General features: G+C 72.0%; 3 protein-coding genes. All 3 read right to left on the bottom strand.

Annotation, left to right across the window (positions count from 1 at the left end; all coding sequences use genetic code 11):
- Positions 1-13: 13 nt before the first annotated feature.
- The 3 genes from ACM6JT_RS25925 to ACM6JT_RS25915 are packed head-to-tail and all read right to left on the bottom strand — an operon-like array spanning position 14 to position 15,695.
- Positions 14-1,048 (bottom strand): GNAT family N-acetyltransferase, encoded by a 1,035-nt coding sequence (locus ACM6JT_RS25925; RefSeq protein ID WP_034184146.1) that lies wholly within the window; start codon positions 1,046-1,048, stop codon positions 14-16.
- The gene (locus tag ACM6JT_RS25920) at positions 1,038-6,020 is read right to left on the bottom strand and encodes an amino acid adenylation domain-containing protein (protein ID WP_414857566.1); all 4,983 of its coding nucleotides are present in this window, start codon (positions 6,018-6,020) and stop codon (positions 1,038-1,040) included. The genes ACM6JT_RS25925 and ACM6JT_RS25920 overlap by 11 nt, the downstream gene beginning before the upstream one ends.
- A gap of 9 nt (positions 6,021-6,029) precedes the next feature.
- Positions 6,030-15,695 carry an amino acid adenylation domain-containing protein gene (locus ACM6JT_RS25915; RefSeq protein WP_414857565.1) on the bottom strand — a complete coding sequence of 3,222 codons (9,666 nt, stop codon included), beginning with the start codon at positions 15,693-15,695 and terminating at the stop codon, positions 6,030-6,032.
- Positions 15,696-15,854 lie beyond the last annotated feature (159 nt).

Genomic DNA, 15,854 nt, shown 5'->3' with positions numbered 1-15,854 from the left:
TGATTCCGGCCCGTCAGACGTGACGGCCGGAGAAGAACGTCTCGCGCAGCGTGCGCATCCACAGCGGCTGCGCGTCGGCCAGCGCGAGACGGCGCTGCCGCGCGAAGCCATGCCGCGCGAGATGGTCGGCAACCCGCGCGTGGCCGGCCGGAACGGCACAGCCGACCGCTTCGGTACGCGGGTCGTCGAGAAACAGGTAATGAACGACGGACGGCAGCCAGCCCGCCACGCAATGCGGGCCGCGCCAGCGCGATTCGCCGACCAGCATCCGCAGCCCGCGGTCGTAGTCGCGCGCCGCGACGTGCGGCGCGAGCGCGTCTTCCTTCAGCCAGACCGCCTCGAAGTACGCGAACGGCTCGCCGTCGAAGCAGCCGACGAGCGGCGTCACGTGCGGATCGGCGTCGGGTGCGGCCCCTTGCGGGCCGTCCGCGCCGGGCTGCGCGCCCGGCCAGCCGTCGCGCACGCGCGGCTCGTCGAACCAGCGCGCGAGCCGCACGGTGTCCTCCGCCGGCTGCCAGCCGCGCAGCGTGAAGCGCACGCCGAGCGCCGGCAGGTCGCGCGCGTAGACGTCGCCGCGCGGCGCCGGCGGCCGGCGCGGATGACGCCGGCCGTCGGTAAGCATCGGCAGCGTCGCGCACGGCAGGTGCGTGCCGACGAGCCACAGATCGGCCTGCTGCGCCCAGCCGTCGCGCATGCAGCGGCCGCCGTCGGCGAGCACGCCGCTCGCGCGCAGCGCATCGAGCGCGACCGCCGGCCACGCGGCCGGGTCGAGCCGGATCGCCGCGTGATGCGCACCGTCCGAAAACGCCGCGGACAACGCGGCCAGCAGCGCGCGCCGCTGGTCGGCAGGCGCCGCACGATGGTTGTATGCGACGAGGCGCAGCGTGCCGTCGTCGGCGAGTTGTGCGCGCAGCAACTGCGCGCCGATGCCGTGGCCCTGCGCGACGCGGATCTCCGTGCCGTCGCGCGCGGCGAACAGGCCGTCCGCGAATGCGAGGCGGCACGTATCGGGCATCGTGAATCCGTCGGGACGCACTTCAGCCAGCATGGCGCTCCTCCTGTCCTGTTTCCGCGCGTGCATCGAGCCGTGTGCCGAGTGCCGCGAGCGTCGGCGACGCGAACACGTCGGCGACCGTCAGCGCGTGACCGGCACGACCTGCCGCGTCGATGAAGCGCACGACGTCGAACGACGTCGCGCCGGCTTCGAACAGGTCCGCGCCGGGCTCGGGCGCGGCCGTCGAGAATGTGTCCGACCACAGTGCCGCGAGCACGGCGGCTGCGTGCGACGGTGCGTTGGGCGGTGCTTCTACGCTCGTCTGTGCAATGAAGTTCGCGTGCGCGACGGCACGCGTATCGGGTGCACCAAGCGCCGCTTCCGATGCGCCGGCAAAGCGCGCGACTTCGTCGTGATAGACATCGACCAGCGCATCGACGAAACCGCGGTCGAGCAGTTCGTCCGCATACGAGAACGCGGCGCTCACGCGGCCGTCCGGATGCTCGACGACGTCCAGCTCCAGCGTGAACACGACGCGATGGCGCACGTCGTCGAATTCGGCAAGCGACAGGCCGGCCCAGTCGCGTGCGGCCGCACCCGTCGGGCGCAGGTAGTTGAACATCACCTGGAACAGCGGATTGGCCTGCGCGGCACGCGGCGCGCGCAGCGCCGCGACGACGTCGGCGAACGGCACGTCGGCATGCGCATACGCGGCCAGCGCCGTATCGCGCACCTGGGCGAGCACGTCCGCACGGCGCGCAGCCGGGTCGATCCGCGTACGCACGACGACCGAATTGATGAACAGGCCGAGCGCAGCGCGTGCCGCATCGCCGGTCAGTTCGCGGGTCGACGCGAGCACGCCGACCGGCTGGTCGGCCGCGCCCGTCGCGCGGAACAACGCGGTGTTGAGCGCCGCGTGCAGCAGCATCGGCAGCGTCGCGTGCGCGGCCGATGCGGCGTCGCGTGCGGCGCGAATCAGCGACGCGTCGAATTCGAACGCGATGCGTGCCGCGCGCCATTGCGGCACGGCCGGCGCGTCCGCGCGCTGCGGCAGCACGCGCGACGGCAGATCGACCAGCGCGTCACGCCAGTACGCGACGCGGGCCGGATGGCACGGTGCGGGCAGCACGAGCGGTACAGCCGGTTGGACAGCTTCGTTGACCGGCGCGTCGTCGCCGCGCATGCGGGTGACGTAGCATGCACGAACGGCATCGAGCCACAGCTCGATCGATTCGCCGTCCGACACGATGTGATGGATCGTCACCGACAACACGTGGTCGTCCGCGCCGAGCCGCAGCACGCGTGCGCGCCACAGCGGCGCATCGGCTATGAGGTCGAACGGCGCGAGCGCATCGTCGTCGGTCAACGCCGACGCGCGGGCAAGCGCATCGGGTTGCGCCGACAGGTCGACGACCGGCAATTCGACCGGCGCCGCCACGTCGATCCACTGGCCCGGCAGCGCGCCGTCGCGAGCGACGAGCCGCGCGCGCAGCGCCGGATGCACGGCCGCCGCATCCGAGAACGCGGCGCGCAGCGCATCGATGTCGAGCGGGCCGCGCATGCGCAGCGCGACCGGGATGTTGTACGCGGCGCTGTCCGGCTGCGCGCGCCACAGGAACCACAGGCCGAGCTGCGCAGGCGACAGCGGCCACACGCCGTTCGCATCGGGTTTGGCCACCGCGACGCCCGGCGCCGCAGCGCCGGCATGCGCGGCGCGCGGCGCGTCGGCCACCTGCAGCGCGTACTGCGCGAGCACGGGCGCCTCGAACAGCGCGCGCACCGGCACGTCGCGGCCGAGCCGTTCGGCCGTGCGCGTCGCGACGCGCACGGCGGCGAGCGAATGGCCGCCGAGATCGAAGAAGTGATCGCCACGGCCGACGCGCTCGAGATTCAGCACGTCGCACCAGATCGCCGCGAGCGCGGCTTCATCGCCGTCGCGCGGCGCCTCGTACGCACGTTCGACGCGCACCGGTGCCGGCAGCCGCGCGCGGTCGACCTTGCTGTTCGCGTTGCGCGGCAGCGCATCGAGCACGATCAGTTGCGCGGGCACCATGTAGTCGGGCAGCGTGCGGCGCAGGTGCGCATCGAGCGTCGCGGCTTCGACGGGCTGCGCGGCCGCCCGTGCATCGGCGGTCAGTTCCACATATGCGACGAGCTGCGCAAGCGCGCCCTGCCCGTGCACGACTGCGCACGCTTCGCGCACCGCATCGTGCGCGGCCAGTTGCGCCTCGATTTCGCCAAGCTCGATGCGCAATCCGCGCAGCTTCACCTGGTGATCGACGCGGCCGATGAAGTCGAACACGCCGTCCGCGCGGCGCCGCACGAGGTCGCCGGTGCGGTACAGGCGCGCGCCCGGCGCACCGTACGGATCGGGCACGAAGCGCTCGGCCGTCAGCGCCGGGCGGTCGAGATAGCCGCGTGCGACGCCGATCCCCTCGCCGCCCAGATACAGTTCGCCGATCACGCCGACCGGCAGCGGATGCAGCCGCCCGTCGAGCACGTGCGCGGTGCGTGCGCCGACCAGCGTGCCGATCGGCAGATACGCGGCGTCGCCGAGCGTCGCGAGATCGTCGCCGGGCCGGAACATCCACAGCGTCGGCGTGATGACCGTCTCGGTCGGGCCGTAGCCGTTGACCACACGCACGTTCGGCAGCGCACGGCGCAGCATCGCGAACGCCTCGCGCGACGTCGCCTCGCCGCCGACGGTCAGCGAACGCAGCGTCGACGGTGCGCCGTGCGCGAGCGCCCATTCGGCGAGCTGCGCGGCGCAGCCGGGCGGCACGTAGGTCATCGTCACGCCGTCGCGGACCATCATCGCGCAGGTCTGTGCGGGCGGCCACAGCACGTCGGCCGTCACCGACACGGCGGCGCCCGACATGTATTGCGAAAACCAGCCTTCGTGCGCGCCGTCGAAGTTGACCGACTGGAACAGCAGGAACACGTCGTTCTCGCCCGCGCCGTAGCGCTCGGCAATCGCCGCGCAATGCAGCGCGAACGACGCGTGGTCGACGATCACACCCTTCGGCTTGCCGGTCGAGCCCGACGTGTAGATCGCGTAGGCGGCATGGCCCGGCAGCACGCCGGGCAGCGCGACGCCGGCGGCTTCGTCGAGCGCATCGATTTCGTCGGCGCGCCACACGCGCAGTTCCGGCAGCTCGGGCAACGATGCGACGCTTGAGCCATCGGTCAGCACGTGCGCGATGCTCGCGTCGCCGACGATCTGCGCGAGCCGTTCGCGCGGATGGGCCGGATCGAGCGGCACGAACGCGGCGCCGGACTTCAGCACCGCGATCAGCGCGACGAGCAGGTCGACCGAGCGCTGCAGCGCGACGCCGACGCGCATCTCGGGCCGCACGCCTGCCGCCACCAGATGACGCGCGAGGCGCGCCGCGCGTGCATCGACTTCGCCGCGCGTCAGTGCACGATCGATATCGGCGACGCCGCGCGCGTCGGGCCGCGCGTGCGCATGCGCGGCGATACGCGCATGCACGGGCACGAACGGTTCGGCTTCGGTCGCGCCCGCCGGCGCGTTCCACGCAAAGAGCTGTGCGCGCTCGTCGGCGGGCAGCCAGTCGAGATCGCCGATCGGCAGGTCGGGCCGCGCGAGCGCATCGGCAAGCAGCGTGACGAAGCGCGCGGCCAGCCGCGCGATCGCGTCGGCGTCGAACAGGTCGAGCGCGTAGATGAACGCGGCGTCGAACGTACCGTCGGGCGTTGCCTCGACGGAGAGCGTGAGATCGAATTTCGCGGACGGCGTGCCGGACGGCAGCAACGCGGCGGCTGCCGCGCCGAGCGCCGGCAGCGCGCGGCGCTCGCCGTACGCTGCCATCACCTGGAACAGCGGATGGTGGCTCGCGCTGCGCGGCACGCCGAGCGCATCGACCACCTGCTCGAACGGCACGTCCTGGTGCATCTGTGCGTCGACGAGCGCGCGCTGCGTGCGCGCGACCAGCGACGAGAAATCGCCGTGCGCGGGCACGTCCACGTCGATCGCCAGCGTGTTGACGAAGAAGCCGATCAGGCCGGCGACTTCCGCACGTTCGCGGTTCGCGGCCGGCACGCCGACGCAGATCCGCGCATCGCCGGTCGCGCGCGCGAGCAGCGCATCGAGCGCGGCGAGCAGCACCGCGAACGGCGTCGCACCCGACGCGGCCGCGAACGCACGCAGTTGCGCGCCGATGCGCGCATCGAGCGAAAACACATGGCGAGCGCCGCGCGCACTGCGGCGCGCCGGTCGTGCGGCTGCACCCGGCAGCGTCAGCACGCCGCGCTGCGGATCGAGCCGTTCGCGCCAGAACGCAAGCTGGCGATCGCGTTCCCCGGCGTCGAGCCAGCGGCGCTGCCACAGCGCGTAGTCGGCGTACTGGATCGGCAGCGGCGCGAGCGGCACCGGCTGGTCGGATGCATACGCGCGATAGAACGCCGCGAGCTCTTCCAGCATCACGCCCGACGACCAGCCGTCCGACACGATGTGGTGCACCGTCAGCGCGAGCCAGTGATGCGTCGCGTCGAAGCGGACCAGATGCGCACGCACGAGCGGCGGCGTGCCGAGATCGAACGGTTCGGCTTCGTCGGCCGTCGCGACGGCCTCCGCGCGCGCGGCGCGCTGCGCGTCCGGCAGCGCTTCGAGATCGGTTTCGCGCCACGGGCAGCGCAGCGGCGCGTGGATCGTTTGCGCAACACCGTCCTGCGCCTCGTCGAAGGTCGTACGCAACGCTTCATGGCGGGCGATCAGTGCATCGCAGGCAAGACGCAGCGCATGCGCGTCGAGCGGGCCCGTCAGCGCCAGGCGCTCGGTGATGTGATACGCATCGGGCGCATCGATCAGCCGTGCATGCAGCCACAGCCGCGTCTGTGCGAACGACGCCGGCACGCGGTCGCTGCGCGGCGTGCGCGGCGGAATCGGCAGCACGCGGAAGTCGATGCCGGCCGCGCCGAGCTTGTCGATGAACACCGCGCGCTGCGCGTCGGGCAGTTGCGCGAAACGCGTCGCGAGCGCGAGCCAGTCGGGTTGAACCTTCGTCATCCGTCGTCCTTATTGGGTTTCCAGTTCGCCGAGCAGCGCATCGATCGCGCTCGCCGCATCGGTCGCGCCGCGGGCCGCGCAGGCCGCGTCGATCGCTTCCGCGCAGCGCGCGAGCGTGCGTGTGTCGAACAGCGTGCGCAGCGGCAGCGCAAGCCCCCAGTGCAGGTTCGCCTGCGCGTGGGCCTGCGTCGCGAGCAGCGAGTGGCCGCCGAGCAGGAAGAAATCGCCGTCGCGGCCGATCGCATCGACATGCAGCACGCGTTGCCAGATATCCGCGAGCGCACGTTCGGTATCGGTCGCGAGTTCGACGGCTTCGGCCGCTTCGCGCACCGGCGCGGGCAACGCATGACGGTCGCACTTGCCGTTCGGCGTGACGGGTAGCGCGTCGAGTTCGATCAGTTGCGACGGCACCATGTAGGCCGGCAGTTGCGCGCGCAACGCGTCGAGCAGCGCCGCACGGTCGAGCGGGCCCGCGTCGCCGCGTGCGACATAGCCGATCAATTGCTCGTCGCGCACGATCGCGACCGCATCGTTCACGCCGGGTACCGCGCGCAGCAGCGCCTCGATCTCGCCCGGCTCGATCCGCTGGCCGCGCAGCTTCACCTGCGTATCGACGCGGCCGAGGTAGTCGAGCGCACCGTCGGCGCGCCGGCGTGCGAGGTCGCCCGTGCGGTACATGCGTGCGCCCGGCACGAACGGATCGGGCACGAAACGCTCGGCGGTCAGCGCCGGGCGGCCGAGATAACCGCGCGCCAGGCCCGCGCCCGCGAGATACAGTTCGCCGGTCGCGCCGGCCGGCACCGGCTGCCATGCGGCATCGAGCACGTGCAGTTGCAGGTTCGCGATCGGATGGCCGATCGGCACCGCGGCCGCGTTCGCGTCGTCGGGGCTGCAGGTCCAGTGCGACACGTCGATCGCGGCTTCGGTCGGCCCGTACAGGTTCACGAGCGTCGCGTTCGGCAGCAGCCGTGCGATCTTCGCGACGAGTTCGGGCGCAAGCGCCTCGCCGCTCGCGACGATCAGGCGCACGCTGTCGCATTGCGCGGCGGCCGAGAAATCGTCGAGATACGCGGCGAACGCGGCGAGCATCGACGGCACGAAATGCAGCACCGTCACGCCATGCGCATGAATCGCGGCCGCGAGACGCGCCGGATCGCGATGGTCGCCGGGCGCGGCGATCGCGAGCTTCGCGCCGATCGCCAGCGGCCACACGAATTCCCAGACCGACACGTCGAAACCGAACGGCGTCTTGTGCAGCACGACGTCGTCGCGCGTCAGACGGTATGCGTGCTGCATCCACGCGATCCGGTTCGCGAGTGCGCCGTGCGTGTTGCCGGCGCCCTTCGGCTTGCCGGTCGAGCCCGATGTGTAGATCAGGTACGCGAGTCGGGCGTCGTCGATGGCGATGCCCGCAGGCGCTTCTTCATCTTCGTCCGCTTCATCGGCGAGCAGGTCCGCAACCGTCAGCAACTGCGTCGTGGCACCGTCGCCAAGCGCGGCTTCGACCTGCTCGCGCAGGTGCGCCTGCGTAATCGCGACGGCCGGCCGCGCGTCGCGCAGCAGGTACGCGATGCGCTCGGCCGGATAGTCGGGATCGACCGGCAAGTAGGCGGCGCCGGCCTTCAGCACGCCGACGAGCGCCATCACCATGTCGAACGAACGCTCGACGCACAGCGCGACCGGCGTGTCGGGCTGCACACCACGCCGGCGCAGCGCGGCCGCGATGCGCGACGTGCTGATATCGAGTTCCCGATAGGTCGCACGATGCACGCCGCCATGAACGTCCGCGTATTCAAGCGCGATCGCGTCGGGCGTCGCTTGTGCCGCATCGGCGAATTGCAGGTGCAGCGGCTGCCGTTGCGAAGCCGGCCACGCATGCGCGGTGTCCCGCGCAAGCGCCAGCGCGTCGCGGGTTGCGTCGTCGGCGATCGACAGCGTGCCGAGCAGCGCGTCCGGTGTGCGGGCCAGCGCATCGAGCGCGCACGCGAACGCACGGTGCCAGGTCTCGACCTGCCGCGCATCGACGCGCGCGGTGTCGTAGCCGTAGTCGATCGTCAGTTCGACACCGCTCTCGATCACGAGCGTCAGCGCAAAATCGGTCGCTTCGATGCTGCGTACGCCGCTCAGCGCAAGCGCGCGCGGATCGGCGTCGCGCGCCGTGTCGTCCACCGGGTAGTTCTCGAACACGACCAGCGTGTCGAACAGTGCGCCACCCGCGCCACCCGCCCAGCGCTGGATGTCGGCGAGCGGCGTGTGTGCATGCTCGGCGGCCGCCGCATTCTCGCGCTGCAGCGTCTGCAGCCAGTCGGCCGCGCGTTGCTGCGGCGCGGGTGCGGTGATCACCGGCAGCGTGTTGATGAAAAGACCCAGCACCGTGTCGACGTCCGTGAGCGCATCGGGGCGGCCCGCGACGGTCGCGCCGAACGCGACGGCCGGCTGGTGCGTCATCCGCTGCAGCGCGAGCGCCCACGCGCCCTGCACCAGCGTGTTGAGCGTCAGCTTCAGTGTGCGCGCCGTCTGCGCGACGCGCGTCATCGCATCCGCATCGATCGTCGCGCGCCACGTGGCCATGTCGGCGTCCGCGCGGTCGGCCGCGCGTTCCGCGATCAGCGTCGGCGCGTCGAGCCGCGCGAGGCGCTCGGTCCAGAAGCGCTCGTCGGCATCGCGGTCGCGCGTGCCGAGCCACGCGATGAAGTCGCGATAGCGCAGCGCCGGACGGCTCGCGAACGGCGACACCGCATCCGGGTCGCGATAGTCGCGCAGCACGTCGGAGAGCAGGCGCGCGGTGCTCCAGCCGTCGAGCAGCACGTGATGACGCGTCCACACGACGCGCCATGCGTCGTCCGTCACGCGGATCAGCGCAAGCCGCATCAGCGGCGGCTCGCGCCAGTCGAAACCGCGTGCGCGGTCGGCGGCGAGCCACGCATCGAAATCGGCGTCGAGCGTGTCGCCGCGCGTGCGCCAGTCGAGCTGCTCGACCGGCATCTGCGCGTGGCGATGCACGCACTGCAGCGGCGCGGCTTCGTCGGGCATCATGCTCGTACGCAGGATGTCGTGGCGAGCGACGGACGCGTCGAATGCGGCTGCGAGGCGGTCGGCGTCGAGCGCCGTCGCGTTCGCGACGAGCTGGTTCACGTAGCTCGCGTGGCCGGGCGCGAACAGCGCATGGAACAGGATGCCCTGCTGCATCGGCGACAGCGGATACACGTCGTCGATCGTGCGCCAGTCGAGCGGCGTGCGTTCGATCGCCGCCTGCGTGAGGCCGGCGGCCTGCGCGAGCGGGAAATCGCCCGGCGTCGCGCCGCCGCCGCGATGCGCGACGCGCGATGCACATGCGTCGACGAGCTCGCGCAGCGCGGCTGCGAAGCGTTCGGCGAACGCGTCGATCGTCGCGCGCTCGAACTGCGGCGCGCCATACACCCAGTGCACTTTCAGCGTGCGTGCGCCGTCGCGGTCCGTATCGAGGTACGCGTGGATCGCAAGCGTATTGCCCAGCGGCCCCCGCAGATCGCGCTCGACGCCGGTGCCGCCGAAACGCGGCACGAGCGTCGCGTCGCGCGGCGCGTCGAACTGGCCGAGATAGTTGAACGTGACGCGCGGGCGCGGCACGGCGGCCAGCGCCGCACGCGTCGCCGCATCGCCGTAGTGCGCGAGCACGCCGAAGCCGAGCCCCTTGTGCGGCACCGCGCGCAGCGTGTCCTTGACCGCGCACAGCGTGTCGCTCGCAGTCACTTCGACCGGCAGCGTCACCGGGTAGTGGCTCGTCAGCCAGCCGATCGTGCGGCTCGCGTCCGCATCGTCGAACAGCGCCTCGCGGCCGTGCCCTTCCAGTTCGACGCGGCACGATGCGCCACCGCCGCGTGCGCCGGACAGCGCCAGCGCGAGCGCCGCGCCCAGCAGTTCGATCGTCTGCGTGCGATAGGCCGCATGCGCATCGGTCAGCGCCGCGCGGGTCAATGCCGCGTCGATCGTCTGCACGACGACGGCTGCATCGGCATTCGTCGCCGCTGCGTCCGGATGATCGGGCACGAGGTCGCCGCCCTGCGCCATCCCGGCCCAGTACGCGGCTTCGGCTACAAACGGCGATGCCGGTTCCGTCGCGGCGCGCGCGAGTCGTGCGGCCCATGCATCCGCGCGCAGGCCCGGCTGCGACAGCCGGACCGGCGTGCGGTCGCATGCGGCGCGGTAGGCCGTGTCGAGGTCGTCGAGCAGGATGCGCCACGACACGCCGTCGACGATCGCGTGGTGAATCGCGAGATAAAGCTGCGTCGAGCCGTCCGGCAGCCGTGCCGCGCACGCGCACGCGAGCGGCCCGCGGCCGAGGTCGAGACGGCGCTGCAATGCGTCGAAGCGCGCGAGCGCGTCGGCTTCGTCGCGTGCGGCGACTTCGACGAACGGCAGCGCATCGTATGGCTTAGCGGCATCGCTCGCGTGCCACGTGCCGTCCGCACCAAGCGCGAAGCGCTGGCGGAACGCGTCGTGATGCGTCAGCAACGCATCGAATGCGCGCGCGAACGCGTCCGCGTCGAACGGCCCGCGCACGTCGAACGCGACCGACTGGTTCCAGTGGCCGCGCTGCGGGACGTCGAGCGCGAAGAAGCGTTGCTGCGCGGGCGTCAGGATTGGCGCGGCAGCCGGCGTCGCCACTGCGGTTGCGATTGCAGGCTGCGCGGTAGGAGTCACGTCCTCGGTCTTCGCGATGCGCGCGAGTTCGGCCACCGTCGGGTTGTCGAACAGTTGCTTCGGCGTGAAGCGCACGCCGCGCTTGCGCGCACGAGCGATCACCTGCAGCACGAGGATCGAATCGCCGCCGAGTTCGAAGAAGTTGTCGTCGCGGCCCACCTGCGGCGCCTTCAGCACGGCCTGCCAGACTTCGGCGAGCACCGTTTCGACCGCGCCCTGCGGCGCATCGCCGGACGCGATCGCGACCGGCGCGGCCGCCAGTTCGCGCAGCGCCGCGCGATCGATCTTGCCGTTCGCGGTCACCGGCAGGCGCGCGAGCACGACGAGCTGCGCGGGCACCATGTAGTCGGGCAGCTTCGCGGCAAGCGCCGCGCGCATCGCGGCCTCGTCGAATGCCGCGCCGTCGCGCATCACGACGAAGGTCGCGAGCCGCAGGCGGCCGTCGTACTCGATCGCAAGCGTTTCGGCTTGCGCGACCGGGCCGGCCGCGCGCACGGCTGCACTCACCTCGCCCGGTTCGACGCGGTAGCCACGGATCTTCACCTGGTCGTCGATGCGGCCGAGGAACGCGAGACGGCCGTCCGCGCGCAATCGCACGCGGTCGCCGGTGCGATACAGCCGCGCGCCGGGCGTGAACGGATCGGGTACGAAGCGTTCGGCGGTCTGCGCCGGACGCCCGAGGTAGCCGCGCGCGACGCCCGGCCCGCCCAGATACAGCTCGCCCGTCGCGCCGGCCGGCACGCATGCGCCGAACGCATCGAGCACCAGCGCGCGCGCATTCGGCAGCGGCAGGCCGAGCGGCACGCCGCTCGCGGGATCGCGCGCATCGGCGGCAATCGACGCCGTGTCGCACGCAATTGCGCCGACCGTCGCTTCGGTCGGCCCGTAATGGTTGATCACGCGGCAGGCCGGCGCGAGCGCGGCCAGGCGCGCAACGAGCGCCCACGTGAGCGTTTCGCCGCCCGTCACGAGCGCGTGGCGCGGCAGCACGTCGGCCGGCACGCGCGCGTCGAGCAGCGCCTGCAGGTGGCTCGGCACGATCTTCAGCACGCCGACGTCGCGGCGGCGCATGTCGTCCGCGAACAGGTCGGGATCGAACGCACACGCGGCCGGCAGCAGGTGCAGCGTGCGGCCCGCGCACAGCGCGCCGAACAGCGTCGTGTGGCCGAGGTCGGCCGCGACGGTCGACACCATCGCGAACGATGCGTCCGGCGCGAACGCGAGTTCGTCGAGCATCCCCTGCACGTAGTCGGCCAGTGCGCCGTGCGACACGACGACGCCCTTCGGCGTGCCGGTCGAGCCCGACGTATAGATCAGGTACGCGCCCTGTTCCGGATGCGGTGCGACGCGCACGCCGGCTGCATGCGCGAGCGTCGCGTCCTGTGCGAGCGTATCGACGTCGAGCGGTTGAGCGTCGATGCCGGCCGGCCACGCGGCCGTATCCGCGACGAGCGCCCAGCGCGCGCCGCAGTCGGCTGCCGCCGCGGCGAGTCGTGCGGCCGGCTGTGCGGGATCGAGCAGCACGACGAGCGCACCGGCCTTCAGCGCGCCGAGCAGGCCGACGACGAAGCGCGCCGAACGTTCGATGCAGACGATGACGGACGCTTCGGCGGCGACACCGCGCTGCGTCAGCGCACGCGCGATTCGGTTCGACGCATCGTCGAGTTCGGCGAACGTCAGCGACGCCGACGCATCGGCGAGCGCGACGCGATGCGGATACGCGGCAGCCTGTCGCGCGAACGCGGCGACGATATCGGCATGTTCGACGCTCAGCGCGCGGCCGTCGCGCGGCTGGCGCAATGCGGCCGATGCGTCGCACGGCAGCGCGGCCGTCGCGCGTTGCGGATCGTGCGCGGCCGCGCCGACGAGCGCCGCATAGCTGTCGAGCCACGCGCGTGCGGTGTCGGCGTCGATGCAGTCGGTCGCATAGGCTGCGACCAGTTCGATCCCGTTCGCGTCGTCGGTGAAATCCAGCGCGAAGTCGAAACGCGCGGCCAGATCGGGCCCCGGCGTAGCAACAGCGATCGCACCCGGCAGCACGCTGTCGTGCCGCGCGTCGAACTGCTGCGCGAATTTCACGCGCAGCCATTCGTCGCCGCGCTTGACCGGCGGCTTCACCGCATCGACGACACGCTCGAACGGCACGTCCTGGTGCGCGACCGCGTCGAGCGCCGCCGTGCGCGCCGCGTCGACGAGCGCGCGGAACGGCAGCGTCGGCGCCACGCGCACGCGCAGCGCGACCGTATTCAGGAACAGCCCCAGCAACGCGCGCGTTTCAGCGCGCTGGCGATGCGCGACCGGCACCGCGACGACGACGTCCGTTTCGCCGGTCAGACGCGACAACCATGCGTCGAGCGCGGCCAGCAGCACCGTGAAGACGGTGGCCTGCGCGTCGCGCGCGAGTTGCCGCACGTCGGCCGCAACCGCGTCGGGCAGGCGCACCGACACGCGTGCACCCTGCAGCGTACGCGCAGCGCCCGGCTGACGGTCGACCGGCAGCGCGATCGGGCCCGGCACGTCGCGCAATGCGCCGCGCCAGTAATCGAGCTGGCGTTCGCCCTCGCCGCCGGCCAGCATGTCGCGCTGCCAGTCCGCGTAGTCGGCGTACTGGATCGGCAGATCAGGCAGCGACGGTTCTCGGCCTTCCGCATACGCGCTGTATGCAGCCGACAGTTCGTCGAACGCGCAGCGCGAGCTCCAGCCGTCGGTGATCGCGTGATGCGCGGTCAGCAGCAGGCGGTGACGGTCGTCGGCGAGTGCGACGAGCGTCGCGCGCAGCAGCGGGCCGCGTGCGAGATCGAACGGTTCGGCCGCATCGCGCTCGGCGAGCCGCGCGGCTTGTGCGTCGCGCGCGGCCGGCGGCTGGTCGCGCAGGTCGATGTCGGCGATCGACACCGGCAGATGCGCATGAATCCGCTGCATCACGATGCCGTCGTCGTTGTCGACGAGCGTCGTGCGCCACGCCTCATGACGCCCGATCACGTGATCGAGCGCGCGCTGCAGCGCGTCGCGATCGAGCGTGCCGTCGAGCGTCCAGTGCGCGGCGATGTGATACGCGGCGCTCGCATCGCGCGTTTGCGCGAGCACCCAGAAGCGTTGCTGCGCGAGCGACGCCGCACGGTCGACGTGCGGCGCGCCCGATGCGACCGTATCGGCCGGCGCGCGACGCGCGGAAATGGCGGCCAGCGGCTCGCCTGTCTCGCGTTCCGCGCGATCGACCGTTTCGGCCAGTTCGGCGAGCGCCGGATCGGCGAACAGCGTATCGAGCCGCAGGTTCACGCGCGATGCGGCGCGAATCGCGGCCTGCAACTGCATCGCGGCGAGCGAATCGGCACCCAGCGCGAAGAAACGGTCGTCGCGCGACGGCGCGGCGTCGAGGCCGAGCAGCGTCTGCCAGAGGCCGGCGAGCTGCTGCTCGGTCGGCGTGCGCGGCGCGGCGCCGGCACCTTGCGTCGTGTCGCGCGCGGCGGCAATCCGCTCGCGCAGCGCGGCACGATCGATCTTGCCGTTCAACGTATACGGCAGCGCATCGCAACGCACGAACCGGTGCGGTTGCCATGCCGCCGGCAATTGCGCGGCCACGTGCGCCTTCAGTGCCGCATCGTCGGCCGCCGCGCGCAGCGCGACGCATGCGATCAGCCGCGTCGGTCCGTTGCCGGCTTCGGCGACCACCGCCGCGTCGGCCACGGCCGGATGCGAGCGCAGGCACGCGGCGATTTCCGCGGGCTCCACGCGCACGCCGCGCACCTGGACCTGGTCGTCGAGGCGGCCGAGATAGTCGAATGCGCCGTCGTCACGCAGGCGTGCGAGATCGCCCGTGCGGTAGACGCGCGCACCCGGCTCGCCGTCCGGATCGGGAATGAAGCGTTCTGCCGTCAGCGCCGGGCGGCCGTGATAGCCGCGCGCGATGCAGACGCCGCCGAGCAGCAGCTCGCCCACGCCAGCGGCCTCATTGCCGTCAATGCGCGCGACGCGCGGGCCGATCACGCGGCCGATCGGCAGCGACGCATACGCGTCGTCGGCGGCCAGCACGGGCGCCTCGCCCGGTTCGACCGGCCACAGCATCGGCGAGATCACGGCCTCGGTCGGCCCGTAGCCGTTGATCAGGCGTACCGACGGGAACGTGCGGCGCACGAACTCGAATGCCTGCTGCGGCAGCGCTTCGCCGCCGAACGCGAGCACGCGCAATGCCGGCGGCACGCCGTCGCGCGCGGCGACAGCCGCGAATTCGCGCAGGTACGCGGGCGGGAACGCGGCGACGTTGACCGATTCGCGCACCATCAGCGCATGCGCGGCGTCGGGCGCGAACGGCTGCGGCGGCGCCACGACGATACTGGCGCCGATCGCGAGCGGCGCGAGCCAGCACTCATGAGCGGCGTCGAAATTGACCGACGCGAAATGCAGCAGGCGGTCGCCTGCGACGATCGGCAGCGCGGCCGCGAGCGCGTCGCAATGCGCGGCGAGCGGCCCGTGTTCGACGACGACCGCCTTCGGCGTGCCGGTCGAGCCCGACGTATAGATCATGTAGGCGGCCGCACGCGGGTGCACGGGCACGTCTTCGTCATCGGCAGCGAAGTCCTGCTCGCCCGCCGCTTCCGCTGCCGCATCGAACGCGTATTCGAACGGCATGCCCAGCGCCGTGCGGCCGGCTTCGTCGACGATGCCGTGCCGCAGTTGCGCATCCTGGATGATCCAGTCGAGGCGCGCGGCCGGATGACGCGGATCGAGCGGCACGAACACGCCGCCCGCCTTCAGCACGGCCAGCAGCGCGACGAACAGCTCGCACGAGCGCTCGACGCAGACGCCGACCCGCACTTCCGCGCCGACGCCGGCCGCGCGCAGTTGCCGGGCCAGCCGCGACGCACGCGCGTCGAGCGCACCGCGCGACAGGCGCAAGTCGTTCTGGAAAGGTACCGCGATTGCAGGCGCGTCGGGCGCAACGCGCGCCAGTTCGCGGATTCGGTGATGCAGCGCAGTCGGGAAACTCGTCATGTGCGTGAAGTCCTTCGGTCCGGCCGCTTCGGCCAAGTCTCGGGGCCGCTTGGGGCGGCTTCACTGGTGTGACGAACGGCGCGGCCGATTTTTTACCGTTTTGCGCTCAAAGTGCGTGCAGCCGATTTTTTTCATGCGCTGCTAAATATTTGCGCGGCT

The organism is Burkholderia sp. IT-111MI5, from assembly GCF_949752865.1.
Taxonomy (GTDB): Bacteria; Pseudomonadota; Gammaproteobacteria; order Burkholderiales; family Burkholderiaceae; genus Burkholderia; species Burkholderia pyrrocinia_C.
The sequence above is the reverse complement of the archived record's forward strand: the minus strand, read 5'-3'. Positions and strand labels throughout refer to the sequence as shown.

What these genes read in the sequence shown, in the direction of transcription:
- ACM6JT_RS25920 (WP_414857566.1), bottom strand. Translation starts at nt 6,020, where the DNA reads ATGACGAAGGTTCAACCCGACTGGCTCGCGCTCGCGACGCGTTTCGCG.
- ACM6JT_RS25925 (WP_034184146.1), bottom strand. Translation starts at nt 1,048, where the DNA reads ATGCTGGCTGAAGTGCGTCCCGACGGATTCACGATGCCCGATACGTGC.
- ACM6JT_RS25915 (WP_414857565.1), bottom strand. Translation starts at nt 15,695, where the DNA reads ATGACGAGTTTCCCGACTGCGCTGCATCACCGAATCCGCGAACTGGCG.